The 23540-nt window shown below is 67.0% G+C and carries 21 protein-coding genes and 1 tRNA gene; 18 read left to right on the forward strand and 4 right to left on the reverse strand.

Annotation, left to right across the window (positions count from 1 at the left end):
- The first annotated feature begins 19 nt into the window (after positions 1 to 19).
- The 3 genes from ACIBL4_RS11285 to ACIBL4_RS11295 all read left to right on the forward strand — a co-directional run bounded on the left by ACIBL4_RS11285 (position 20) and on the right by ACIBL4_RS11295 (position 2228).
- On the forward strand, positions 20 to 298 hold the full coding sequence (locus ACIBL4_RS11285) for a hypothetical protein (protein ID WP_030901140.1): 279 nt from the start codon (positions 20 to 22) through the stop codon (positions 296 to 298).
- 592 nt (positions 299 to 890) lie between these two features.
- Positions 891 to 1196 carry a hypothetical protein gene (locus tag ACIBL4_RS11290; RefSeq protein WP_399408689.1) on the forward strand — a complete coding sequence of 102 codons (306 nt, stop codon included), beginning with the start codon at positions 891 to 893 and terminating at the stop codon, positions 1194 to 1196.
- Between the two features lie 501 nt (positions 1197 to 1697).
- Entirely contained in the window at positions 1698 to 2228 is a 531-nt protein-coding gene (locus tag ACIBL4_RS11295) for a hypothetical protein (protein WP_399408691.1), read from the forward strand.
- Positions 2229 to 2803: 575 nt separating this feature from the next.
- Here ACIBL4_RS11295 and ACIBL4_RS11300 read toward each other — a convergent pair.
- Positions 2804 to 3655, reverse strand: coding sequence for a hypothetical protein (locus ACIBL4_RS11300; RefSeq protein WP_399408693.1), 852 nt, complete (start codon positions 3653 to 3655; stop codon positions 2804 to 2806).
- A gap of 860 nt (positions 3656 to 4515) precedes the next feature.
- Positions 4516 to 8607 carry a hypothetical protein gene (locus ACIBL4_RS11305; protein ID WP_399408695.1) on the reverse strand — a complete coding sequence of 1364 codons (4092 nt, stop codon included), beginning with the start codon at positions 8605 to 8607 and terminating at the stop codon, positions 4516 to 4518.
- 1037 nt (positions 8608 to 9644) lie between these two features.
- On the opposite strand from ACIBL4_RS11305, the gene ACIBL4_RS11310 reads away from it, so the two are divergent.
- On the forward strand, positions 9645 to 10439 hold the full coding sequence (locus ACIBL4_RS11310) for an NUDIX domain-containing protein (RefSeq protein WP_399408697.1): 795 nt from the start codon (positions 9645 to 9647) through the stop codon (positions 10437 to 10439).
- Here the strand turns inward: ACIBL4_RS11310 and ACIBL4_RS11315 are convergent.
- Entirely contained in the window at positions 10423 to 11466 is a 1044-nt protein-coding gene (locus ACIBL4_RS11315; protein ID WP_399408699.1) for an XRE family transcriptional regulator, read from the reverse strand. The genes ACIBL4_RS11310 and ACIBL4_RS11315 overlap by 17 nt on opposite strands.
- Before the next feature lie 422 nt (positions 11467 to 11888).
- Here ACIBL4_RS11315 and ACIBL4_RS11320 point away from each other — a divergent pair, with 422 nt between their 5' ends.
- The 11 genes from ACIBL4_RS11320 to ACIBL4_RS11370 all read left to right on the forward strand — a co-directional run bounded on the left by ACIBL4_RS11320 (position 11889) and on the right by ACIBL4_RS11370 (position 18502).
- Positions 11889 to 12242, forward strand: coding sequence for a hypothetical protein (locus ACIBL4_RS11320; RefSeq protein WP_399408701.1), 354 nt, complete (start codon positions 11889 to 11891; stop codon positions 12240 to 12242).
- 2 nt (positions 12243 to 12244) lie between these two features.
- The gene (locus ACIBL4_RS11325; RefSeq protein WP_399408703.1) at positions 12245 to 13600 is read left to right on the forward strand and encodes an FtsK/SpoIIIE domain-containing protein; all 1356 of its coding nucleotides are present in this window, start codon (positions 12245 to 12247) and stop codon (positions 13598 to 13600) included.
- A gap of 83 nt (positions 13601 to 13683) precedes the next feature.
- Complete coding sequence (locus ACIBL4_RS11330) at positions 13684 to 14364, forward strand: DUF2637 domain-containing protein (RefSeq protein ID WP_399408705.1); 681 nt, start codon at positions 13684 to 13686, stop codon at positions 14362 to 14364.
- 74 nt (positions 14365 to 14438) lie between these two features.
- Positions 14439 to 14576, forward strand: a complete 138-nt coding sequence (locus ACIBL4_RS11335) for a hypothetical protein (protein WP_399408707.1) — start codon at positions 14439 to 14441, stop codon at positions 14574 to 14576.
- A 1-nt stretch (position 14577) separates the two neighbouring features.
- Positions 14578 to 14769 (forward strand): mobile element transfer protein, encoded by a 192-nt coding sequence (locus ACIBL4_RS11340; protein ID WP_399408709.1) that lies wholly within the window; start codon positions 14578 to 14580, stop codon positions 14767 to 14769.
- A 9-nt stretch (positions 14770 to 14778) separates the two neighbouring features.
- Positions 14779 to 14934, forward strand: coding sequence for a hypothetical protein (locus tag ACIBL4_RS11345; protein WP_142163881.1), 156 nt, complete (start codon positions 14779 to 14781; stop codon positions 14932 to 14934).
- A 25-nt stretch (positions 14935 to 14959) separates the two neighbouring features.
- Positions 14960 to 15283, forward strand: a complete 324-nt coding sequence (locus tag ACIBL4_RS11350; protein ID WP_399408711.1) for a SpdD-like protein — start codon at positions 14960 to 14962, stop codon at positions 15281 to 15283.
- 88 nt (positions 15284 to 15371) lie between these two features.
- Positions 15372 to 15557 carry a hypothetical protein gene (locus ACIBL4_RS11355; RefSeq protein WP_399408713.1) on the forward strand — a complete coding sequence of 62 codons (186 nt, stop codon included), beginning with the start codon at positions 15372 to 15374 and terminating at the stop codon, positions 15555 to 15557.
- Positions 15550 to 16914: a replication initiator protein RepSA gene (repSA, locus tag ACIBL4_RS11360; protein WP_399408715.1), complete on the forward strand. Its 1365-nt coding sequence runs from the start codon at positions 15550 to 15552 to the stop codon at positions 16912 to 16914. The genes ACIBL4_RS11355 and repSA overlap by 8 nt, the downstream gene beginning before the upstream one ends.
- The gene (locus tag ACIBL4_RS11365; RefSeq protein ID WP_030835967.1) at positions 16911 to 17108 is read left to right on the forward strand and encodes an AlpA family transcriptional regulator; all 198 of its coding nucleotides are present in this window, start codon (positions 16911 to 16913) and stop codon (positions 17106 to 17108) included. The genes repSA and ACIBL4_RS11365 overlap by 4 nt, the downstream gene beginning before the upstream one ends.
- Positions 17108 to 18502, forward strand: coding sequence for a tyrosine-type recombinase/integrase (locus tag ACIBL4_RS11370; protein WP_399408718.1), 1395 nt, complete (start codon positions 17108 to 17110; stop codon positions 18500 to 18502). The genes ACIBL4_RS11365 and ACIBL4_RS11370 overlap by 1 nt, the downstream gene beginning before the upstream one ends.
- Positions 18503 to 18682: 180 nt before the next feature.
- On the opposite strand, the gene ACIBL4_RS11375 is transcribed toward ACIBL4_RS11370, so the two are convergent.
- Positions 18683 to 18755: transfer RNA gene (locus ACIBL4_RS11375), tRNA-Arg, on the reverse strand.
- A gap of 320 nt (positions 18756 to 19075) precedes the next feature.
- On the opposite strand from ACIBL4_RS11375, the gene ACIBL4_RS11380 reads away from it, so the two are divergent.
- From ACIBL4_RS11380 to ACIBL4_RS11390, 3 genes are all read left to right on the forward strand, one after another.
- Positions 19076 to 20683, forward strand: coding sequence for a dynamin family protein (locus tag ACIBL4_RS11380; protein WP_399408720.1), 1608 nt, complete (start codon positions 19076 to 19078; stop codon positions 20681 to 20683).
- Between the two features lie 3 nt (positions 20684 to 20686).
- Positions 20687 to 22642, forward strand: coding sequence for a GTP-binding protein (locus ACIBL4_RS11385; RefSeq protein ID WP_399408722.1), 1956 nt, complete (start codon positions 20687 to 20689; stop codon positions 22640 to 22642).
- A gap of 323 nt (positions 22643 to 22965) precedes the next feature.
- Positions 22966 to 23442 (forward strand): single-stranded DNA-binding protein, encoded by a 477-nt coding sequence (locus ACIBL4_RS11390; RefSeq protein ID WP_399409325.1) that lies wholly within the window; start codon positions 22966 to 22968, stop codon positions 23440 to 23442.
- Positions 23443 to 23540 lie beyond the last annotated feature (98 nt).

Below are 23540 nucleotides of genomic sequence, written 5' to 3' on the forward strand. Positions count from 1 at the left end.
CGGTGACGGAGGCTGCCCTGTGCCCGCTTCGGGAGTTCGCGCGGCAGCCATCGCTGCCCGGCTGTCCGACCTCGGACTTCCTGCGCGCGTGGAGGAACACGACCGGCACACGTCGGTCGAAGCGGCAGTGCCGGAATCTCTCTCCGCCGACTTATGGCGGGAGGTCCTGGAAGCCGTGGCCGAGGCCGATCGATTTGGGCTGCTCGCCACCAGCCTGAACGACCGCACCCTCTGGGCGGTCGTACGCAAAGCGGTCCCCGCGACGGGCGATGTCGGGGGACCGAGCCATCAGCGATAGGAGCTGACCAGCATGCTCAACCGTATCCGTCGCGCCGTTGCTCTCGCCAGAGCGCGACATGCCCCCAAGGGCAGGCACCGCCGCACCTTAAGGCCCTCGCGGCCACCGATCGACCCGGTGTCCCCGGCATCCGCTGACGAGCCGACAGTCGCCCTCGCGCAGGCCGTCGACGAGCCGAGCCATCGGCACTTGCTCAGGGGCGAGGACAGTGAACTCGTCCGTCCGTACGTGCTGGCGCGAGAAGACCGCACCCGACGGCGCCCGACGGTCGTCATTGCTCCCTACCTGTCGACCGACGTCTGGTCGAATCCCCTGGGGGTTCAGTGACGTCCTCGCGGCGGCAGACTCGCGGCCCCGACATCTCAGCTACCTCGTACCGCTCGGCTGCTTGCCAGATCGGCACGCACCAGGCCTGCGCGGAGTCCACTCCGGTTTTGGCGCCGGTCGACCTCCCCTTGATCTACGAGGCCTGCGGCTGCCTGTGCCACTCGGCATCTGACCAGCCTCGGCCCGGAGGCGACGCATCGAGGAACTCGACATCCAGCGGCACGCCGGCGCCCAACATCGAGGCCACCGAGGGGCGAGTAGAGGGATGACGGCACAGGACGAACTGAGGCTCCTCCCATGGGCGGGGCCGGACGGCAAGCCGTGCTATCTGAGCACTGGTGACCATGGGGGCTACGTGTCCCGCCTGGCGGACCACATCGAGGCGTTCCAGCTTGGGATGGCGTCCCAACTGCTTGAGCACGCACGGCAGGTAATCGACGACGACATCGAGGACCTGGAGGAGTTGCACCTTCTCGCCGCCCAGTTGACCAGCGCACTGCGGGACGTGCTGCGCGTAGCGACCAGCCGCGGACGGAGGCCGGTCGCGCCTGGGCACCCCTGCGGGAACTGAGCGGCAACCGTGTGTAGTGCAGCAGGGGGCCTCGGAAACGGTCCGGGGCTCCCTGTTCTCATCCGGCGTGCGCTTGGCACGCTTGCGGTGGGACTGAGCTTAGTGACTACCGCTCCAGGGGTGCGATCCGAAGCTGCAACGGTGTTGCCGTCGACTGACCCTACGGCCGGACAGAGTCGCTGGTGCGCGCCCCTGTCCGGGGCCGTTGATGTCAGGAGTCAGATCCTACTGATCCGCAGCTATCTGAGAGCTGCAATCTACAAATACACGGGCGGGGCGTCCATTTGCGATCGTCAGCGGGAGCCCATCCTGAGGTTGTGGGGCCAAGTCGGTCGGCTTTGTGTGCACACAGCCCTGCGCAGTCGTCGTGACCAGAGCTGCAGTAGGACCACCGTGGGCGAAGACGGGCTGAGTGTTTGTACGGATCTAGACACAGCTCGCCAACAGGGGTTTCCGCAGTACGAGCACGGGTATTTCCTCCTCCAAATTAGAGGGGGAGCGATGGAGGACAGCGCACGGCGCAAGCGGGACTGGGCTACTGACGTTTCTTCAGGTGCGGCCGCTATTGGCCTTATGGTTACCGGCGTACTCGGGTGGTACCAGCTGCAGGAAATCAAGGAGCAGGACAGAGAGCAAGAGCAGAGTCAAGCGGCGCTGGTTACGAATTGGGTGGAGGACAGGACAAAAAATGGAGCACGACCTGAAACATGGGTCGTAGTGATTTCCAACAGATCATTCGATCCAGCCACCGATGTTTACATCAGAGTGCCCGGCGACTCGACATCAAAGGACCTAAAATACGTCGACAAATTTGTGGGCCAGGTTCCGCCCTGTTCCAGGGTCGAGGTTCCTTACGGGAACGGTGATTTCATCGTTGGCATCAAGATGACGTTCGTCGACAGTGCTGGCCAGAAGTGGCGCCGTAGCGAAGTGGGCGTGCTCAGTAAGAGTCCGTACGAATCCAATACGCTGGGCGGTCAACCCGCAAAGTACCCCATAAAGAAGACTGTGGGATGCGGGGGCAGTAGCTAGAAGACGTCGTCCTAGACTGCCCCGAACCCAGTCGCCGTTGACCACCGAGCGCACGCTCTCAGTTCCCACCCGCATCCCTACCCCGGCGTCGAACAGGCCGCCACGACCATCACGAACGCTGGCAAACAGCCGGGCGCCGCGGGTTCCGCTCCATCGCGTGCGGTGTGGGACCCATTGGTGTTAGACAGCCATTCAGGAGATCTGTGTCGTGAGGGTGCGGGGAAGAGTACGGGAGGCGTGCAGCCTCGGTGAGGCGGTGCAGGTCGAGCCACGGCCGCCCCTCTCGTGGCCTGTGGGGTCGGCCGTGGCCCTTCCCAACAAGCGGCGACCGCTTCGCGGAACACGAACACGGCTGTCGACGTCGACTGCCGCGAACTCCACCGCGACATGCTTGGGCGCCGCCGCGACCACCCGTCGGTGCGGTTCATCCTGGACGGCACGCGGCCGAGCCCCGTTCGCCCGTCTGCCGCTGCGAGACTCGGGCCGACAGGTGGTCTCCCGTAGGCTGTCCGGCATCTGGGGAGCCACGGCGACGAATTCCTCGCCGAGATACTGCGTCTGGGCAAGGCAGTTGTTCACCTACTCGCGGGTGCGCTAAGGAGTTCCCTTACGGTCGCGACGTAATTGCGTTGCGCTTCATCCCACTCACGGGCTGCAGTGTCTCTCCTGTTGCGCGCTTCCCAGGAGGCGTGCCGGGACTCTGCGGTGACGAGTTCAGCCAGATCTCTATGCGGAAATGGAATTCGGAATCTGGCTTGCTGAACGGCTTTCCACGCGGCGGCGAGCTCGTCTGGCACGTCCTCTTCCCAGTGATACGCGCCACGGGCCGGTTCATTCCGCGCTTCAAACTGGTAAGTGATCACTGCGTTGAGGAGATCACCGTAGGGGCTCGACATTCCTTCCTCCTCTACCAGCAGTTCGAGATCGGGGCGGGCCTTGGCGAGGTTAGCCATGTAGTTATCGTCCCGTATGATGCTGTCCAGAAGGCCGACCAAATGGGTGGCGAGCAGCGATACGGAATCCGGCCCTTCAAGCCTTACAACAAGCTCCGCGGTGTGAGCCTTCGTTGATGCCGCCCGAACCTCGTCCTCCAGTGCTTCATACCGGTCGTATCGCTCTTGTGTGCCACAGTTTTCCCTCAGCGCGAGGGAAGCCGTGAGCGCTTCGTGGCAGGCGAGGAGGAACGAGGAATAGGCCTGTCGACGTGTGTCCCTGAGCCACTGGGCGTGTGTCTCGTCCGCGGAGGCACGGACGGCATCGAGTGCCGCCTTGTAGCTGGCCTCTGCCTGTGCCATGCCGGCACGGGCCGTTTGCTCCGCTGCCCGCAGCGCCGCGCGCATCTGCCACCTGCCGACGACCAGTGCGGCCGGGATACCGACAGCCGCGACCGCAGCAGCAGCCAACGCCCCTATTCCCTGAAGATCCATAATCCCTTACTGGACATAGAGCTCAGGGTGGTCCGCGAGCGGCAAGACCCCGCCGACGCACCCGGCGACCAACGCGTCCTCTTGGTCCTGGTCCTCCGTCTCCAGCTCACTCGGGAGGTTCCGTTCGCATCACCATTCGGCGTTTTCCATATCGGCGTCGGCAGCGTCTCCGAGATCCCCTGACTCAACATTCCGCGCCACGTCGGGCGGCACCACGGCGTCATCATGGCGCTGCTTCCCGAATCCCCAGCCCTCACGATAGGCGTCCCAGGCGGGGCCGCTGTAGCTCGGCGACGGCTCCGCCTCGGCGCTGTGTGTGCTCTCGCACCCCGCGGTCAGGAGGACAGCGGGAACAAGGCCGCATAACGCGGCAACTCTCATCATCACGCTCCCTCCCCGGCTCAACGATCCCACAGGCACATCAGGGCGGCCCGGGTGTTTTGCCCTTCCTGCAGGCGTCCCACTGCTCGGCGGGGATCTGGTTGTCGACGAGCTCATGCGTGGTGGGGTTCATCGGCCATTCGATCAACGTGCAACAACATGCCGGCCATCGACGGTGTCAGAGGGAGACGCCTTCCGTCGCCTAACAGGCCGCACTCCGCCTCGCGGGCATCCTCGTCTGCACCCGACACTGACCAAAGAGACAGAACCAAGCCCGCACCTTCATGAGGTCATCGTCCATGACGGCGGCCAGCCTTGCGGTGGGACCTCAGCTTGGGAAGCAGAGGGCATCTAGGGCTTGATCTATGGCTGACCTGCTCAGAAGCGGTCCGGAACCTGGGTGACCGTTCTCCGAGACCCCGGTGTTCCCCGTGGCACTCCGCTGAATCTGGCACGCGTCTGGCACGGGCCCCTTCGCCCTACAGCGACTGGCGCATACAGCGGACCGCCTCATCCAAAACCTCTGGAGCAAGAGATGGCAGCTCGTCAGTGATCCTGCTCAATGACTCAAGCGACAGAGCCCACGCGAGCAGCGACCTACCTTCTGACGAACGGCCGTGGGTCCGTGCAATGGTCACCAGTGCTGAGGCCTGATGCGTCGGTTCGGTGATGGTGCCCGCGAGGTTAGTGGCTTCGTCTGTGTTTCCCGTGTGTGCGAGCGCCTGCGCCACGTTACGCAGGGCAATTGCACGCCACTGCACATTGAGGGTGGTACGGGCAACTGCGGCTGCTGTGTGGGTGAGGTTGCCAACTTCGGCGGTGTGTCCTGCCTTCACCAGTTCTTCCACGACGATTGCCAATGCTGAGGCATGGTCGTCGGGTTCGGTGATGGTGCGTGCGAGGTTAGTGGCTTCGTCTGTGTTTCCGGTGTGTGCGAGCGCCCGTACTACGCTCTTCAGGGCAGTAGAGCGCCCTTGGGGGTTATTAATGGTGTGGGCCACTTCGGCGGCGGTGTGGGCTATTTCTATTGCTTGGTCTGTATCGCCAATCTCGGCAAGTGCTTCCGCCGCTTTCGCCAGTGCATCTGCCCTATCTTCGGGATCGGTGATGGTGCGGGCTATCTCTGCTGCTGTGCGACTGAGACTCACCGCTTGGTCTGTATCGCCAGTCTTGGCGAGTGTTTCCGCCGCTTTCGCCAGTGCATCTGCCTGGTCTTCGGGGTCGGTGATGGTGCGGCCAACCTCAACTGCCGCGTGAGCTAGGCGGGTAGCCTCATCTGCTTGGCCTGCCTTGATCAGCACTTGCGCAATGTCCACGAGGGCTGACGACTGGATATCAGGTTCGGCGATGGTATGGGCAAGCTTGGTGGCTTCGCCTGTACCTCCCGCTTGTGCGAGCGCCCGTGTCGCGTTTCTCAGAGCAGTGGCACGCCAATGGCGGTTAGGGACGGTTCTGGCTACTTCGACAGTGGCATGGGCGAGTGTTATAGCCTCATCCGTCTTTTCGGCCCTGGCGAGTGCTTGCGCAACCTTTCCCAGTTCCCTGGCCCGGTCGTCAGGGGCAATGATGCTGCGGGCAACCTCAGCAGCGGTGTGGGCGAGATTTGTTGCTTCATCTGGCCTGCCTGCTTCAATGAGTGCATGCGTCAGACTCACGAGCCCTGTGGCGCGCCACTTAGGGTTGGTAATGCTGCGGGCTACTTCGGTTGCGGTGTGGGCAAGGTCTGCGGCTTCTTCTGGCATGCCGACCTCTGCGAGCACTAGTGCCGCGTTAGCGAGCACCTTGGCCTTGCGGTCAGAATCGATGGTGGTGCGGGCAACTTCGGCGACACGGAGTCCGATTTCCCCTGCCTGGTCCGTCTTGCTGGCCTCCGCTAGTGCTCGTGCGATGACCATCATTACCTCTGCTTGGCCCTCGGGTTCACTGACAATGCGTGCAAGTTCTACTGCCTGATCTGTCTTGCCGGCCTCCGCTAGTGCTCGTGCGATGACCGTCATTGCCTCTGCTTGGTCCTCGGGTTGGCTGATGGTGTGTGTGAGTTTTGCGGCCTGCTCTGTCCTATTCGCCCGTGCGAGAGCCCGCACAATGGCCACTAGGGCCTTCGCCAAATCATCAGGGTCCGTGATGGTATGGGAAATTTCAGTGGCGGTGCAGGTGAGGGTTTCAACTTCCTCTGTCAGGCCAGCCTCTATGAACGCTTGCGCGACGTTCACCAAGGCGCTTACCTGGCTATTTGGGATAGCGATAGTGCGAGCTAGTTCGGCTGCTGTGCGAGCGAACTTTACTGCTTCTGCTGTCTTTTCTGCCTCGACCAGCGTTTTTGATACCGCCACCAAAAGCGAAGTGCGAAGCTCTGGAGTGGGGATCATCTGAGTAATATTCTCAACCCCTTCCATGTTCCCCACCTTCGCCAGCTCTCCTGCTGATTCCGTCAGTGCGAACGCTTGCTCTTCTGGGTCGACAATGGTGCGGGCTACTTCAACTGCTGTGAGCGCGAAGGATGCCGCCTCTTCATCATTCTTCGCTTCTGCACTTGCTCGCGCCGCTTCCGTCAGTGCAAATGCCTGCTCCTCGGGGTCGGGGATGGTAAAGGCTGTTTCGGCTGCCGCACGGGCGAGGTTCGCCGCTTGGTCTCTTTCGCTTGTCTTTGCGAGTACTTTTGCCGCGTTTGTCAGTACAGATGATTGGTTGTAGGGGTCGGTGATGGTGCGAGCTACTTCACTCGCTGTATGAGTGAGGCGGATCGCTTCGTCCGCTTGTCCTGCTTTCAACAGCGCTTCCGATACCCCTATTTGCGCCATGGCGTGGAGTTCCGGATCAGTGATGCAATGGGTTAGGTCGACAGCTTCTGTGAATTTCCGTTCCGCCGCGTAGGCGGTAACGATGCTGCGAAATGCTGAATCTTTCACATGCGCTTTGGGGATAGCTTGCGCGGCTCTCAAAACCAATTCGGTTTCCCCTGCGCTAATCGCTCCTTGAAGGATAGCGCCAAACAAAAAGCCTTCATGTGGAACGAGTTCAACTCTGACAGAAGCGAGGGCTACCGCCTTGCGGATATGTCCCGATTTAGCCCATGCGAGGATAGCGTGAACAGGGACATTGAGGGCTTTCTGCTTGAGTTGATCGCGACAGTACGAAAGGCGAACGCAGGAAGGCAAGTCGGGTTCCGTCGAATTGCGGAGCAATGTGAAGGCGTCGTTGATTTCCGTGAAGGCTCGGATATCGCTTCCGGTGACCTGCCATAGCAGTGCGTGGCGCCGCAGATCCGTGGCTAGCTCGGTTAGGCGTCTGGCGTCATGTAGCTCCCGCAGCATCTGTGAATAGCCAGACAGTGCATATTCGGGAGTATCGGCTGGCCATCTCTGTCCTTGGTAATGTCCTACAAATTCATGGATTCGGTCGCGATAGCCCTCCAGTAGGGCAACCGGAAGGAGTTGACGAGCTCCCGTTAGGATCTCCTGATGCGCAAAGGAATACAGGGGCACAGGTGCGTTGTCGCATACTGCCCACTGGGCGGGGCGAAGCTCAAATGATCGGCCTGTCGCGCCGCCGAGTACGACCTCGACACGTCGAGCTGTGTGCTCCCCGGTGAGGAGGGACAAATCAGCAGCGCTGAGACCACCACCTGCGGCTGCTGTCAGGCCAACGAGGTCCAGGGAAATGCCTTCGGCGGCGATTAGCGCGTCAAGGCTGCGCTCTGCATCTTCTCGCACGGCGCGAGCCGCGGTGGACTCCGTCAAGCAGTGATTGATGCTGGGTGATCGGAGAACGTGGTCAGGGGCTACGTCGCCGGGAACAGGAGGGTTGGGTCGCCCCGCAACGATCACATGTAGCCCTTCAGGCGGGCAGCGCGGGAGGAGGCCGGCGATGCTGTAGCCGCTAACTGCCGATTCCACACCGCTGTCTTCGTCCATGCCGTCGATCACCAAGACAAGGCGTCGGCCGCAAGCGACAGCCTGCTCTGCTGCCCTTTGCAATGCCTCGTGGAAACCGCCGTAGCTTGTGCAGTCGACGTCGCTGTCTTGGAGATAAGCGCGTAGTTGCTCTTGCAGGGTGGCGAGGAAGGCGGTGCGGTCAGACCGACCCGCCATGCGGGCAGTGATGAAGAAAGCCAGTACATCCACTCCATCTGGTGGGTTTAGTGAAAACTGAGCCATGAGGGCTGTCTTGCCTGACCACGCCGGTGCAAGCCATCGCCAGTAACCGGCCTTGACCGGATCGTCGCCGATGGCGAACGAATTCATCGCGGCGAGTTCAGCCTCGCGCCCTTGGAAGTGAGCTGCAGCCAGGTGCCTGATCTCTTCTCGGTAGGCCGAAGATAGTGATGTGGGGGCGCTGTTAACGACGACGTTGGTGACGTGGTTGTTATCACCGGTTACTGCTAGCCCGAGATCTCCATGGGTTGTGATCGCCCGTTGCCTTGAAGGTCCCTCGCCCTTCGCTTCCCTCGTCCGTAGAGGGTCTCCCTCATAGTCGTTACTCTCGGGAAGCGCCTTTTTTCTGCCTTGGCGTGTGGCATTACTGTCAGGGGCGGCTGATGCCGTCCTGCTGAAGCGGTGCCACCACGTCATGACTCATCATTCCCGTCGCCGGTGACTGCCTCGCCGATGTTCCCAGAGGCAGAAACACCACGTTCCCCTGGAGGTGTGGTGGGGGGCGGTTGGCGGGAGGACGACGGAACGACGTTCGCGGAGCCCTGAAGGCGGTTCTGGTCACCGGTGACAGCGCGCCCGATGCTGCCGCCGGCCTGGACTGAGCGGGCTCCCGCCGTCGGCGCGCTAGCTTCGACGCGCCGAAGTTGGGCCACGCTTACGATCAGGCCAAGAGCTCCGAGGGTAGCCCCGGCGATACTGGCGATCCGATCAGCTGTGTCTAGGCTGGCAAAGATCGCGACGAGAACCAAAGCGACGACTAGAGTTCCTGACATCGTGGCCATCACCGACAACCACCATCGAGTCGACGTAGATGCTCCTGCCACTGCAACCCCCTGTCGCTGAGCCAGCCCTGTTCTGAGGATAAGTGAGCTGAGCCATGCATATGAGTTTCCTGGTGCTCCAGGGACTGTTTCTTCCTGCCTGGATCCAGGCGGACGAAGCGACGGGTCGGTGGAGCGGCTTTGGGCTGGAGCTGCTTTGGCGCGAGTGATCATGGCCCCGTAAGCTTCCGGCGCGTCGGGCAGTCTGTGGACCTGCCCGGTAAAGCACGACGTTGGGGCCATGATCCTCGAGGCTCGCGCCAAAGTGGCTGCCTAAAGCCGTGGAGCCGACCGGCCCCAGCCACGACGTACCCCTTCTCTGACGTCAGGTGGCCGATTGCTGTGCGCGCGGCACGGGCGCCGGCCGGGCTGGAGCGGGGCGGAGACAGGAGCGCAGGCCCGGCCGGCGCCCGTGCCGCGCGCGGTGAGCGGAGCGAGCCGCCTTGATGAAGTAGGGAAAGTTCTACCGCGCTCTTGGCCGCTGATCTTGTCCGGTCCCGGGAGATGCTTGACGCCGCTTGCCTCGTCTTGGCTGCTGATCGTCCACGTCGTCAGTGCCTACTCTTGGGAGTGGGCTCCGGGCTACGCTTGTGCCGGCCGACATAAGAGGACGACAGGGAGCGTGCTAACCGGATGGGACCCAAGTCGGAGCGGGTCTACCGCACGATTCGCGAGTGGATCGTGACGGGACAGTACCCGCCAGGTTCCAAGCTCCCGTCTGAGCGAACCTTGTCGGAAGAGCTGGCCATCGGCCGGACCGCGCTACGGCAGGTGCTCGCCAAGCTCGTTGCGGAGAGTGTGATTGAGGTACACGGCCGCAGCTCCTACCGGGTGCCGGATCGGTCTGTGACGACGCAGGCGCCGGCGGATGTCGAACCGTGGCAGATCCATGGCGAGCGGACTCTGTATGACAACCGCTGGGTGAAGCTCAGCCTTGTCGACGTCGAACCGCCAGGGGTCGAGCGCTTCGAGCACCACGTCGTGAAACTTCATCACGTGGCCATCGCGGCCGTCATCGACGACCAGGACCGTGTGCTGATGATGTGGCGCTACCGTTTCGTCCCCGACTCGTTCGGGTGGGAGCTCCCGGGCGGCATCGTCGACGAGGGGGAAGACTCGTTGCAGACAGCGCTGCGTGAGGTCGAGGAGGAGACTGGTTGGCGGCCGGACTCCTTGGAGCACGTGGTCACGTATCAACCCATGGTGGGCATGGTCGACTCACCGCACGACATCTTCGTGGGCACGGGCGCCAAGCTCGTTGGTGAGCCGTCCGATCTGGAGGAGGCCGGGCACATCGCCTGGGTGCCGCTCGCCGACATTCCTGGCCTCATGGCGCGGGGTGAACTCATGGGCTCCGGCACGCTCGTGGCCCTGCTCCATGTCCTCTCCGCACGAGGTGCTGGAGTTCCGCCTACAAACGCTGCGTGAGCAGTTCGACTCGACGCCGTTGGCGTACGGACCCGGTGCGGTTCGCTATCAAGCGGGCCTGGCGAAGGTGCTTGTGCGCCTGGTCGTACTCGCCGCGGGCTATATGTGCCTGGGCCAGGTCGCAACGCAGACCTGCGGAGGCCCGTATGAACGTCGGGTCGGCAGTGTCCAGGGCCGTGTAGAGGCTTTCTACCGCTTCTTCGTCCCCGATCAGGGCCAGTGCGTTACCTCGCCATCTGGCGAGGTGTCCGCCGTTGAGAAAGATGCTCAGCATGTCGGGGTCACGGGCTTCGTCACCCGAGGGCAGGGAGCGCGCCGCGCTCTCCAGTGCGCGCTTGCAGTCGTCGGGCATGCCCGCTCGGGCACATATCTCGGCCTCTGCGGCGTACAGCCAGGCTGTAAGGCGGGGGGACATGGCTTTTCCGCCGAGTCGCTGGGCCTCGTGGATGAGCTGCAGCGCCATGGGTGCGCGTCCGGCGTCGCAGAGGACGTAGGCCTGCTCGGCTGTGGCGTGTGCCAGGTACATCGGTTCTTCGGCCTCTTGGGCGGCTCGCTTGCCCAACTCGTAGTGCCGCCAGGCTCGCTCGATGGCTCCAACGTCAAGTGCTTGCCAGGCGGCCAGTGTCGCTGCTCCAGCCAAGGCACGTGCGACTGGACGCCGTGTCTCGGGCAGTACGGCGAAAGTGAGAGCGTCCTCAAGCGTCGCAAGGTGGGCCGTCATCTGGTCGACCAGGCTTGCTGCGCCCATCTGCCGGTCCACGGTCCTGAGCAGTTCTGTTTGATCCATGAACGTGCTCACCATGGTCACGCTGATGCTGCGAGCCGCGTCGATACGTCCCATCAGTTCGTCGTATCCGTCGGTCGTGGCGGCAGGCACCAGCAAATCTGTCCTGCCAGCCAGCTCGTCGTCCGTGATGCCGAGCAGCGCTCGCAGTATCTTCGCGTAGCGGGCTGAGATGGAGCGCCGGCCGTTCTCCCACTCCGAGACGTACACGCGCAGGCTGGCTGTTGAAGCGACGTCGAGCATGTGTTGTCGCGCATAGCGCTCGATCTCCCGAACGAGTCGCTCTTGCGACCACTCCCGTGCACTCCTTGCTGTCTTAAGTCCGTTCGTCACGTGGCGCCGCCCTGCCTGGATTACAGAGACCTCATTGCAGCATGCCTGAGATCACCGCAGGTCGGCAGGGGTTAACGCGTCAGGTGTTAACCCATGTTGGCTACCGGGGCGTTGGCGGAGACGGTTCCCTAGAACCATCGCAGTAAGGCGAGTTGAGAAGCCGAAGCAGCAACAGCGCTTGACATCTGGTGCGCACCAGATGCAGCCTACTGGTGCGCACCAGTTGGGGCGCACTCCGCGCAGCTTTGCTGCATTCATCTGTCAATGCACGAGAGCGGCGACCCACCGCCAAGCAAGTACGCCGCTCCCGCCCCTCGTAAGGGAGTTCCATCATGCGTCAGATTCCCGTTGAGACGTCCGGCGCGACCGTGATGGTCGCCAAGGCCCCGCAGCCCAAGGTTCGTGACCGTCGGACCGGTGAGATCGCTATCGATGCCGACGGCGTCAAGCTGATGACCGTGGACGTGATGTTCGCGGCGAACGACGAGGTTGAGATCCTGTCCATCACCGTCCCGGAGCCCGGTATCTCCAGCGACCTGGCCATGGGCACCCCGGTCGCGCTGACGGGTTTGATCGCCCGGCCGTGGGAGAACGAGTTCAACGGCCAGAAGCGGCACGGCATCGCCTTCCGCGCGGTCGCCGTCACCTCCCTGGCCGCCACGGGCTCGGTGTCCGAGGCGGCCTGATCATGACCTGGTTCATGGTCGCTGTGGTTGTGGTCGTCGCCGCTGCGGGTCTCCTGCGGTGGCGGCGCCCCGCCTGGTACTGGCTGACCTTCGGGGTCCTCGTCGCCACGGTGCGGGTCCTGGTTCGCTACGCCTCGGTCATGGACGCCTGCGGCCTGACGGTCCCGCCCTCACGCTGGCGGCTGGCCCTGGCCCGGGTGGCTAACCGGCCGGTGCCGGAATCCCGCGTGCCGCGCATCCTGCGACTGCGGCCCACCCGCACCGGCCTGGTCCTGCGTCTCAAGCTCCGACCGGGACAGGACGCCTTCGACGTGGCGGCCTCTACGGACCGGCTGCGCCACTCCTTCGGGATGTACGGCGTGACCTCCCGCGAGGTGCGCTCCGGTGTCGTTGAGCTGCGGATGACCGGCTACGACGTGCTCCAGCGGGTCCAGATGCCCGCGAAGACCGAGGAACGTCCGATGCGGGTTCCGGTCGCGTTGCGTGAGGACGGCTCGGTGCACTACCGCGACTACCGTGCCGTGCCGCACGGTCTGACCCTCGGGGCCACGGAGTCCGGCAAGTCGGTCTACCAGCGCAACCTGGTCGCCGGGCTCGCTTCGCAGCCCGTCGCCCTGGTCGGCATCGACTGCAAGCAGGGGGTTGAGCTGTTCCCGCTGGCACGTCGCTTCTCAGCACTGGCCGACAACCCGGACACCGCCCTGGAGCTGCTGGAAGCGCTGGTGTCGCACATGGGGGAGGTCTACCAACTGATCCGGGCCGAGCAGCACATCAGTGTCGCGGTGCCGGATGCGGAGATCGCCGCCGACATCTGGGACCTGCCCGACGACATCCGCCCCGTCCCGGTCGTAGTCCTGGTCGACGAGGTTGCCGAACTCGCCCTGTTCGCCAGCAAGGACGAGGAGAAACGCCGGGACCGGATCATCACCGCCCTGGTGCGTCTCGCCCAGCTCGGCCGTGCGGCCGGTATCTACCTGGAGATCTGCGGGCAGCGCTTCGGCTCCGAACTCGGCAAGGGCATCACCATGCTCCGCGCCCAGCTCACCGGCCGCACCGCTCACCGCGTCAACGACGAAACCTCCGCGAACATGGCCTTCGGTGACATCTCCCCGGACGCCGTCCTGGCTGCCATCCAGATCCCCGCTGAGACACGCGGCATCGCGATCGCCGGTGACTCCACCGGTGGCTGGCACCGCATCCGCGCCCCGCACACCTCGCTGCGCCAGGCCGTGAACATCTGCAACAAGTACGCCGACCGCACCCCCGACTTGCCTGCCCTGGCCGCCTACCGGCCCGCGGCTGGCCCGTTGCCCCCGGCCCGGGTGCCGCTGTCCAAGACGGCCCCCGCCACGGCCTGACCCTCTCCCGCTTCACCGGTCGGCGTGACCGCTTCGCGCCAGGTCCCTACCCCTCCCATGCCTCACGACAGGAAGGAACTGTGATGGCCCGCCCCGCTCTCCGCGTCGACGCCGTCCTGGTCCAGGCCGCCATTGCCGGGGCGCTGTCCTTCGCCCACCTTCACGACCTGGCCGCCGCTGCCGGACAGGACGGCTGGAAAGCCTGGGCCTACCCGATCAGCGTGGACCTGCTCCTGGTCGCTGCCTGGCGGCGGCTGCGCTCCGATGGCCCGTCCCGGCTTGCCTGGTGCTGGTTCGTGATCGCCCTGGTCGCCTCGCTCGGCGCCAACGTCGCCACCGCCGGACTCCTCGACCTGACCGACGTCCCGGCCTGGCTGCGCATTCTCGTTGCCGCATGGCCCGCCCTGGCCTTCATGGGCGGCACGCTCCTCGCCCACTCGGCCACGGACCGGATGCCGGATCCGCCGGCACCCGCAGCCCCGGTCACCGAGCCGCACCCTGAGCCGGTTACCGAGACCGAACCAGAGCGTGAGCCCGAGCTGGCCCCGGCGGTCGACGAGACTCCGGCCCTTCCGGCCGCCGATCCCGCCCCGCCCGTGCCCGCTCCGGCTGTGCCGGTCCCGGCCGCGCTGGTCGACCACGCCCGCAAGGTCGCCGACGACCACCACGCCCGTACCGGTTCGCCGATCGACACCGACACCCTGCGCGCCCGGCTCGGCGTCCCGCCCCAGCTGGCCGACGCCATCGCCGCCCAACTCGCCTGACTCGACGGGAGACACGCCATGACCAGTGACCCGGCGACCTGACCGCCGCCGACCACCTCGACGCCGCCCGCGAGATGGCCGCCGCGAACCGGCCCTTCCTCGCGCACCTGCTCGCCGAGGAAGCCGCCCGCCGCACCGCCGACCCGGCCACCGCCGTCGGCATCCGCGCCGCCTTCCCTGACCCGGCCCTGACCCGAGAGGAGACCGACTGACATGCCCGCTCGTGACCACTTCCACTCCGTGATGCGGATCGGCCCGGTGCAGATCGGCACCCACCGCGACCGCAACGGCCAGACCAAGTACGCCGCCGTGTGCACCGCCGACCGGTGCGGCTGGTCCTCCGACTACTCCAGCCAGTCCGCCGCCCAGCTCGCCGCCCGCACCCACCGCTGCAAGGTCCGCTAGGAGGCCACCATGCAGGTTCCGCTCTGGCTCGCGCTGCTCGTCGTCGGCTACCTCGGCGTCAAGCTCATCCGCCCGCCCGCCTGGCTCATCGCCGTTCTGCTGCTCGGTGGCTTCCTCCTCGCCGACAGCGTCCTGGCCCCTGCCATCGACACCTTCGTCAAGTAACCGCCCCCGGAAGGGAGAACCGCTGATGTTCCGTCCGAAGATCCCGACCATGCCCACGCCGACCGGCCACGTCACGCAGCCCACCGTGGTCGAGCCGACCACCATCGTCCCGGCCGCCCAGACCACGCAGCCCACCCCGGTCGCCCCGGCCCCCGCGCCGTCCCGGCCGACGGTTCAGCTCACCCCCGGCACCGCGCTCGCCCTCGTCGGCGGTGGCACCGCCGTGGTCCTGGTCGTCGGCGCCGTCCTGGTCTCCATGCTCCTGGCGGTCGCCATCACCGGCGCTTCGGTCGCCGTCTGCGCCGTCGTCCTGCGCTCACTGCTCGCCTCGGAGATGAAGCGGCGCTGACCGGCCCCCGGAGCGGCCTCAACCGCCAAGTCTCGTCCGCTCCGGGCGCCGTCCCTGTCCGATCTCGCAACCGGAAGGAACCCCCAGCATGACCGACCGCACCACACCGACAGCCCGCATCTGCCCGAACTGTGACGGCTTCGCCACCGCCGCCATCACCACCGGCAGCCGCGACCAGCACGGCCACCTGCCCACGCTCACCATCGCCTGCCGGGCCTGCAACGGCCAGGGCACCGTCCCCGCCCGCCGCGTCCAGGAGGGTGCACGTGCCTGACCTGCTCGACCCGACCACCCTCGGCGACCTGCTGAGGGTGGCTTCGGCCCCTGACTACCACCGCTGGCACGAGCAGATCCGCCGCACCGGCGGCTGCGCCGACCCCATCCACCTCACCGGCTGGACCCTCACCAAAGACAAGACCACCGGCCAGACCCTGCACCACTACACCACCGCCAACGAGCCGGGGGGCCGTCTTCGCGTCGCATGCGGCAACCGACGCGCTTCGCGCTGCCCCTCCTGCGCCTGGACCTACGCGGGCGACACCTACCACCTCATCCGCGCCGGACTCGCCGGAGACGACCGACGCGACATCCCCGCCACCGTCCGCGACCACCCCCGGGTCTTCGCCACCCTCACCGCCCCCTCGTTCGGTCGCGTGCACAACCGGCCCGACCACGGCGCATGCCGCTGCGGCACCCGCCACGCCCCGAACGCCCCGGAACTTGGCACCGCCCTGGACCCGGCGACGTACGACTACGCGGGTGCCGTGCTGTTCAACAACCATGCCGGGCAGCTCTGGCAGCGCTTCACCAACCGGCTCCGCCGCGAGATCGCCGCCCGCGCCGGCATCACACAGCGGGACCTGAGAGAGTGCGCCCGCCTTTCGTACGGCAAGGTCGCCGAGTTCCAGAAGCGAGGCGCCGTGCACTTCCATGCGGTGATCCGCATCGACGGCCCGGACGGACCTGAGACCGCCCCGCCGTCCTGGGCCACGGTCGGCCTCCTCACCGACGCGATCCGTGCAACTGCTGCGCACTCCTACACCTCGGTCTCGGTCCCGGCCGCCGAGGACCAACCGGCCCGCACCTTCCGTTGGGGCACGCAGCTCGATGTCCGGCCAGTGAAGGCCTTCGGTGACGGCTCCGACATCACCGAACAGGCCGTCGCCTCCTACGTGGCCAAGTACGCCACCAAGTCCGCCGAGAACACCGGCACCCTCGACCGCCGCATCGGCGAACTCTCCGAGCTCGACCGCCACCAAGTCCCCGACCACACCCGCCGTCTCATCGAGGCCTGCAAGCAACTCGACCCGCTCTACCCCGACCGGCGCCTGTGGGCCTGGGCACACATACTCGGCTTCCGCGGCCACTTCTCCTCCAAGTCCCGCCGCTACTCCACCACCCTCGGCGCCCTCCGCCAGGCCCGCGCCGACTACCGCGCCGCCCAGGAACACGCCGCCCTCGGCTTGGAGGAATGCGAGCCGGACACCGTCCTGGTCCTGGCCGACTGGCAGTACGCCGGACACGGCCATACCCCCGGCGAATCCGCACTCGCCGCCACCATCGCCCGCGACCTCCAGCTCAACCGCGAAACCGCCCGCGAAGCCTTGCTCAGCGAAGGGAGCAGTACATGACCACGGCCACCAGATCGCGCACCATGCTCACCCTCGCGGAGGTCTGCGAGGAGCTGGCCGTCTCGCGCTCGACCTTCTACGACTGGCGCGCCAAGCGTCGCGCACCGCGCTGCATCAAGCTCCCGAACGGCGACCTCAGAATCCGGCGGAGCGACCTCGAACACTGGCTCGACGACCGTGAGGACGCCGCCTGATGGAGACGACGTACGACGTGAAGGTCTACAAGATCCTCACCTACAAGGGCGCCCGGAAGACCACCTACACCGTGCGCTGGGTGGTCGCGGGGAAGCGCTGGCGTGAGCCCTTCGACACCGTCGCCCTCGCCGAGGGCTTCCGCTCCGAACTCATCCGGGCCACTGGCAAGGGCGAGGCGTTCGTCATCGCCACCGGACTCCCGGTGTCGCATCGTTCCAAGTCGGCTGCCATGACCTGGTACAAGTTCGCCGTCGAGTACGTGGATGCCCGCTGGGCACAACTCGGCGGCAACAGCCGCAAGAACATCGCCAAGACCCTGACGGCGACCACCATCGCGCTACTGCGGGCCAAGCCCACCCAGTTCGCGCCTGCCGCCGTGCGCACCGCCCTGCGTGAGTGGGCGTTCAACACCAACCGACGCCCCGACGCACCCCGAGACGTGGTGGCCATCCTCCGATGGGTCGAGCGAAACTCCTTGCCCGTCTCGGCCTGGGAGGACCCGGAGAAGGTCGACCAGGTACTACGCGCCATCGACACGCGCCTAGATGGCAAGCAAGCGGCGGCCTGGTCCCGCAAGCGCAACCGCCGCATCCTCAACGTCGCCATGAAGTACGCGATCCGGCGGCGCATCCTACGGAACAACCCGCTTCCCAAGGGCAAGGAGTCGACGGCCGTCGTAAAGACCACGAACGCCGTGGACAAACGGTCCCTGCTGAACCCGGAGCAAGCGGCGGCCATCCTCGACTGGATACGGCGCCGGCCACGCGGCGGCGAGCGACTTCACGCCTTCTTCGCCACGCTGTACTACTGCGGTCCCCGGCCCGAGGAGGCCGTAGCGATGCGAGTGGAGGACGTGACCTTGCCCGAGCTCGACGCTACTGACCAGTGGTGCGAGCTGCTGATCCACACCGCGACCCCTGAGGTCGGAAAGCAGTGGACAGACACGGGGGAGATCCACGAGCAGCGCGACTTGAAGGGCCGTGCGGAGGGCGAGACGCGCACTGTGCCGGGGCATCCCGCCCTGACGCGCATCCTTCGGCAGCACATCGAGGACGAACAGCTCAAGCCCGGTGACCTGCTGTTCCAAGGCGAGTCCGGCGGCATCCTCGCCGGTTCCGTCATCCGTCGAGCGTGGCGCAACGCCCGAAAGGCCGTACTGCCCCCGCACGTCTTCGAGTCACCCACCGGACGGCGTGTCTACGACAACCGGAACACGCGCCTGACGAAGTGGCTGAACGACGGGATTCCACCCGCTCAGGTGGCCGAGTGGGCCGGAAACAGTGTTGCCGTGCTCCTGGCGACCTACGCCCGCTGCGTCGAGGGCCAGCTGCCCGACCTGAAGAGGCGGCTCGAAGCTGCCGGAGATCTCCCCGAGCGGCCGTCCGCCGACTGACCTCGCGGCCCGCAGAAACTTCGACACGTATTCGACACGGCCACCCGCAAAAACCCGGTAACAGCCGGACAGCCCCGGAGCCCGCCCTTGATCATCAAGGGGGGGCCGGGGCTTCGGCGGGTCGGCCGACACCCACCCTGACCAGCAAAAAGCCCTCCCCAAAGGGAGGGCGGAGACTTGCGCCCCCGGCAGGACTCGAACCTGCGGCCAAGCGCTTAGAAGGCGCCTGCTCTATCCACTGAGCTACGGGGGCCGGTGTGGTGGCCTCTGTCGTGGTGCCCTGGTGTGGGCCGATCCGTGACGTTGCCGGGGACAAGGATAGGGCTCCCGCGTCCTTGTCCCTGTTGCTTCGCCTCCGTGGCTCGATGTGGAGGTTCGGTGAAGCGGTCCTGATAATCGCAGGCAGGTACGAATCGTGCACCGCTTTTGGCGTCAGAGGCATCGGGTGTTGTGCACTCGTTATGCCTCGCGTGGCCCCACGTCCCACTAGTCCCTTCCGTCCCTTGTGTTCCATCGGCGCGCAGACATGCTCATATGCTTCAGAATTCCCCTAAAATTGGGCATTCTTCGCATGTGGTGACCTTGGACGTACGGCCTCAGCTGCTCGACGCACTCTCCGCCCTGCGCGACCGTGTCGCCGCCGCACGCTTCCCGCTGCCCTTGGCGGGGGCCCCACGCGCGCGTGCCAGCCGCGACGAACTGCTCGCCCAGCTCGACGACTACTTGGTGCCCCGGCTGAGAGACCCCCAAGCGCCACTTCTGGCCGTCGTGGGGGGCTCCACCGGAGCCGGGAAGTCCACGCTGGTGAACTCCCTCGTGGGACGGCGGGTCAGCGAGGCCGGAGTGCTGCGGCCGACGACACGGACCCCCGTGCTGGTCTGCCATCCGGAGGATCATCACTGGTTCAGCGGGATGAGGGTGCTGCCCGATCTCACCCGTGTGTGGGTGCCCCAGCAGGACTCCGCGGACGACCTGCTGCTGCCCGGCGAGAACCCCGCGCGCGTGCTGCGCGTCGAGACCACCGAAACGCTGCCGCCCGGCCTCGCCCTCCTCGACGCCCCCGACATCGACTCCCTCGTGTCCGACAACCGCGTCCTGGCCGCCGAGCTCATCTGCGCGGCCGACATCTGGATCATGGTCACCACGGCCGCCCGCTACGCCGACGCCGTGCCCTGGCACATGCTGCGCACCGCCAAGGAGTACGACGTCACCCTCGTCACCGTCCTGGACCGGGTGCCCCACCAGGTGGTCGCCGAGGTGTCGCGGCAGTACGGGGCCCTGCTCACCAAGGCCGGACTCGGGCACGTGCCGCGGTTCACCGTGCCCGAACTGCCCGAGTCGGCCTGGGGCGGTGGGCTCCTGCCGGCCAGTGCCGTGGCCCAGCTGCGCACCTGGCTCATCCACCACGTCCAGGACCCGGCGGCCCGGCAACAGGTCGTCGCCCGCACCGCACACGGCGTCCTCGACTCCCTCAAGTCCCGGATGCCCGAGCTGGCCGGCGCCGCCGCCGCACAGTACGCCGCCGCACTGCGGCTCACCGCCGCCGTCGACGGGGCGTACGACAGCGAGCACAAGCGCGTGCGGGGCCGGTTGCAGGCCGGGGCGGTGCTCGCGGGAGACGCCCTCAAGCGGTGGCGCGCCTTCCCCCTGGACTGCACCGCCAGTGAACTCCTCGACGCGCTCGTGGAGAGCCTGAGCGCGCTGCTGCTGTGCGCCGTCACCGCAGCCGACGAGCGCATCGACGACGCCTGGCGGCGCGAACCCGCGGCGGCCGCCCCCGGGCTCGCCGATCGCGAACCCGCCGCGGAGAGCGCCGAGCACCGGATCGGTCTCGCCGTACGGCGGTGGCGGCGGGAGTTGGAGGAGTTCGCCGAGGACGAGGTACGCGAGCTCGACCGGAACCTCTCACCCGACCCCGAGCTGGTCGCCGCCCTCGTCGCCACGTCCCTGCTGGGCGGCCGGCGGGGACGGATGGCCGGGGAGGGGCTCGCCGAGCGGATCGGCGCCCACGGCGCACTGCGGCTGCGCGACCGGGCCGGACGGCTGCTCGCCGAGCACGTCGACCGGGTCCTGCACACCGAACGCGAGCGCCGGCTCGCCCCGCTCGACGCCCTCGACGTCCACCCCGAGCCCCAGGCCGAACTCATCGCCGCGCTGTCCGTACTGCAGAAGGAGAGGTGACCGGTGACCGCCGTCACTGACCAGGACCACGACGAGCGCGCCGAGCAGCCGGGCGACGCGGACAAGGCAGCAGCCGCCGGGAACCCGTCGGCGAAGGCCCCCCAGAGCGCCTCCGGGCACGAGAGCAGGGACGGCACCCACGCGCGCGTGCCGGACGGCGACTCCACCTCCCGTACGGGCTCCGCAAGCTCCACGGCATCCCCGGATTCCACCAGCTCCCCCGGCTCCACGGCCTCCACGGCCTCCACGGCCTCCACGGCCTCCACGGCCTCCTGGGACGACGGGCTCATCGCGCGGCGGGTCGACGAGGCCACCCAAGGACACCAGTACGCCGTGCTGGACAACCGTCCCGCCGCCCCGCCGACGGTCACCCCCCTGGCATACGACGGACCGCTGCACTCCCGGCTGGAGGCCCTGCGCGAACTCGTGGGGCTCTCTCGCACCCGGCTCGACAGCCGCACGCTGGCGGAGGCCGGGCGGGTGCTCGACGAGGCGTCCGCCCGGCGCAGGCTCTCCGGGCAGCACACCGTCGTCGCCATCGCGGGCGCCACGGGCAGCGGCAAGTCGCAGCTGTTCAACGCCCTCGCCGGAGTGGCCATCTCGGAGACGGGAGTACGCCGTCCCACCACCGCCGCGCCCATCGCGTGCAGCTGGAGCGACGGGGCCGCGAGCCTCATCGAGCGGCTCGGCATCCCGCCCCGGCTGCGCCGCCGTCCGCTGCCGACCGGGCACGCGGAGTCCCAGCTGCGCGGACTCGTCCTCATCGACCTGCCCGACCACGACTCCGCGGCCGTACAGCACCGCGAGCACGTGGACCGCATCCTGACGCTCGTCGACGCGGTCATCTGGGTCGTCGACCCCGAGAAGTACGCCGACGCCATCCTCCACGAGCGCTATCTGCGGCCGATGGCGGCCCACGCGGAGGTCATGTTCGTCGTCCTCAACCAGGTCGACCGGCTGCCCGGGGAAGCCGCCGAGCAGGTCCTCGACGATCTGCGGCGGCTCCTCGACGAGGACGGCATCGCCCTCGGGGAGTACGGCGAACCGGGTACGACCGTGCTCGCGCTGTCCGCGCTCACCGGCGACGGCGTCGGTGAACTCCGCGAGGCTCTCGGTCAGTTCGTCGCGGAGCGCACGGCACCGGCTCGGCGTATCGCGGCCGACGTGGACATCGCGGCGGCACGGCTGTGGCCCGTCTACGCCACGCGGCGGCGGACCGGGCTCAGCGAACAGGCCCGGGAGGAGTTCGCGGACCGGCTGGCGGACGCGGTAGGTGCCACGGCGGCGGGCGAGGCCGCCGAACGCGCGTGGCTGCGCAACGCCAACCGCGCCTGTGGTACGCCCTGGCTGCGGTTGTGGCGCTGGTACCAGGACCGCGGCGAGCCCGCGACGGGGCGGCTCCCCTCGCGTACACAGGCCGACGAGGAGGCCACCGCCCGGCAGCGGGTCGAGCAGGCGGTACGGACGGTGGCCGACCGGGCATCGGCGGGCCTGCCCGCGCCGTGGGCCCAGGCGGTGCGCGAGGCGGCCGTCCGCGGCTCCCAGGGGCTGCCCGAGGCGCTGGACGAGCTGAGCGTGCGGGCGGGAGTGCCGACGGGGCGGCCGCCCCGGCCGGGGTGGTGGCCGGTGGCCGTGCTGACCCAGGCGTCCATGACGATTCTCCAGTTCCTGGGCGGGCTGTGGCTGGTGGGCCAGATCGTCGGGGTCATGGCGCCGAACCTGGGCGTGCCGGTGCTGTTGATGGTGATCGGCATCGTCGGCGGCCCGCTCATCGAGTGGAGCTGCCGGATGGCGGCGCGGGGGCCTGCCCGGCGCTACGGGCTTGAGGCGGAACGCCGGTTGCGGGAGGCGGCGGCAGGGTGCGGGAGGGCCAGGGTGCTGGATCCCGTGGCGGCGGAGCTGCTGCGGTACCGGGAGGTTCGGGAGCAGTACGGGAGGGTGGTGGGGGCGGGGACGTGATGCCTCGAGCGGACGGGGCCGCACCGCGTTCATGACCTCTCCACGTGCCTGGCCACCGCGCGTGCCTGGCCACCGCGCGTGCCTGGCCACCGCGCGTGCCTGGCCACCGCGCGTGCCCGACCACCGCACGTTCCTGACCACCCAGCATCCCTGACCGCTCGGTATCACCCGTCCGGGTGACGGCGTTGTCCACAGGCCGGGCGGTGATCCACAGCGCTCAGCGGGCCCGGCCCGGAGGCGGCAGTCTGGCGGACACAGCCGTACGGGACGGGCCCGTACGCGTCGGCCCGGTGTCGAAGGTCCGGGCGAGGGAGGGGTTCGCGATGAACGAGACGATGGTCTGTGCGGTCGGCAGGGTGGCGACTCAGCCGGTGTACCGGGAGATGGCGTCCGGCCCGTCGGCGAGGTTCCGGCTGGCGGTGACCGCGCGCTACTGGGACCGCGAGAAGAACATGTGGACCGACGGTCACACCAACTTCTTCACGGTGTGGGCCAACCGCCAGCTCGCCACGAACACGGCGGCGTCGCTGACGGTCGGCGAGCCCGTGATCGTCCAGGGCAGGCTGAAGGTGCGGACCGACGTGCGCGAGGGGCAGAGCTGGACGTCGGCGGACATCGACGCGGTGGCGATCGGGCACGACCTGGCATGGGGGACCTCGGCGTTCCGCCGTGGAGGCAAGCCGGAGACGGCACCGGCACCGGCGCAGTCGGAGCCCAACTGGGAGACCCCGCAGGAGGATTCACCGGAACCGGCCGGAGCGCCCGCTCAACAACCCCCGGAAGCCGCCGTATTGACGTGACGTCAATCACCCGCCAGTCTGCCCGAACTGTGGCTTATCGGCGAGTGCGCACCGAAAAATCGGGGGTGGACTTGTCGATAAGCCCTGCTCACCAGGGG

The organism is Streptomyces sp. NPDC050416 (genome assembly GCF_044458845.1).
Lineage (GTDB): Bacteria > Actinomycetota > Actinomycetes > Streptomycetales > Streptomycetaceae > Streptomyces.

What these genes read in the sequence shown, in the direction of transcription:
- ACIBL4_RS11335 (WP_399408707.1), top strand. Translation starts at nt 14,439, where the DNA reads ATGGCCGCCGCGAACCGGCCCTTCCTCGCGCACCTGCTCGCCGAGGAA.
- ACIBL4_RS11325 (WP_399408703.1), top strand. Translation starts at nt 12,245, where the DNA reads ATGACCTGGTTCATGGTCGCTGTGGTTGTGGTCGTCGCCGCTGCGGGT.
- ACIBL4_RS11340 (WP_399408709.1), top strand. Translation starts at nt 14,578, where the DNA reads ATGCCCGCTCGTGACCACTTCCACTCCGTGATGCGGATCGGCCCGGTG.
- ACIBL4_RS11305 (WP_399408695.1), bottom strand. Translation starts at nt 8,607, where the DNA reads ATGACGTGGTGGCACCGCTTCAGCAGGACGGCATCAGCCGCCCCTGAC.
- ACIBL4_RS11355 (WP_399408713.1), top strand. Translation starts at nt 15,372, where the DNA reads ATGACCGACCGCACCACACCGACAGCCCGCATCTGCCCGAACTGTGAC.
- ACIBL4_RS11370 (WP_399408718.1), top strand. Translation starts at nt 17,108, where the DNA reads ATGGAGACGACGTACGACGTGAAGGTCTACAAGATCCTCACCTACAAG.
- ACIBL4_RS11310 (WP_399408697.1), top strand. Translation starts at nt 9,645, where the DNA reads ATGGGACCCAAGTCGGAGCGGGTCTACCGCACGATTCGCGAGTGGATC.
- ACIBL4_RS11300 (WP_399408693.1), bottom strand. Translation starts at nt 3,655, where the DNA reads ATGGATCTTCAGGGAATAGGGGCGTTGGCTGCTGCTGCGGTCGCGGCT.
- ACIBL4_RS11320 (WP_399408701.1), top strand. Translation starts at nt 11,889, where the DNA reads ATGCGTCAGATTCCCGTTGAGACGTCCGGCGCGACCGTGATGGTCGCC.
- ACIBL4_RS11290 (WP_399408689.1), top strand. Translation starts at nt 891, where the DNA reads ATGACGGCACAGGACGAACTGAGGCTCCTCCCATGGGCGGGGCCGGAC.
- ACIBL4_RS11365 (WP_030835967.1), top strand. Translation starts at nt 16,911, where the DNA reads ATGACCACGGCCACCAGATCGCGCACCATGCTCACCCTCGCGGAGGTC.
- ACIBL4_RS11315 (WP_399408699.1), bottom strand. Translation starts at nt 11,466, where the DNA reads ATGCTCGACGTCGCTTCAACAGCCAGCCTGCGCGTGTACGTCTCGGAG.
- ACIBL4_RS11390 (WP_399409325.1), top strand. Translation starts at nt 22,966, where the DNA reads ATGAACGAGACGATGGTCTGTGCGGTCGGCAGGGTGGCGACTCAGCCG.
- ACIBL4_RS11350 (WP_399408711.1), top strand. Translation starts at nt 14,960, where the DNA reads ATGTTCCGTCCGAAGATCCCGACCATGCCCACGCCGACCGGCCACGTC.
- ACIBL4_RS11345 (WP_142163881.1), top strand. Translation starts at nt 14,779, where the DNA reads ATGCAGGTTCCGCTCTGGCTCGCGCTGCTCGTCGTCGGCTACCTCGGC.
- ACIBL4_RS11330 (WP_399408705.1), top strand. Translation starts at nt 13,684, where the DNA reads ATGGCCCGCCCCGCTCTCCGCGTCGACGCCGTCCTGGTCCAGGCCGCC.
- ACIBL4_RS11295 (WP_399408691.1), top strand. Translation starts at nt 1,698, where the DNA reads ATGGAGGACAGCGCACGGCGCAAGCGGGACTGGGCTACTGACGTTTCT.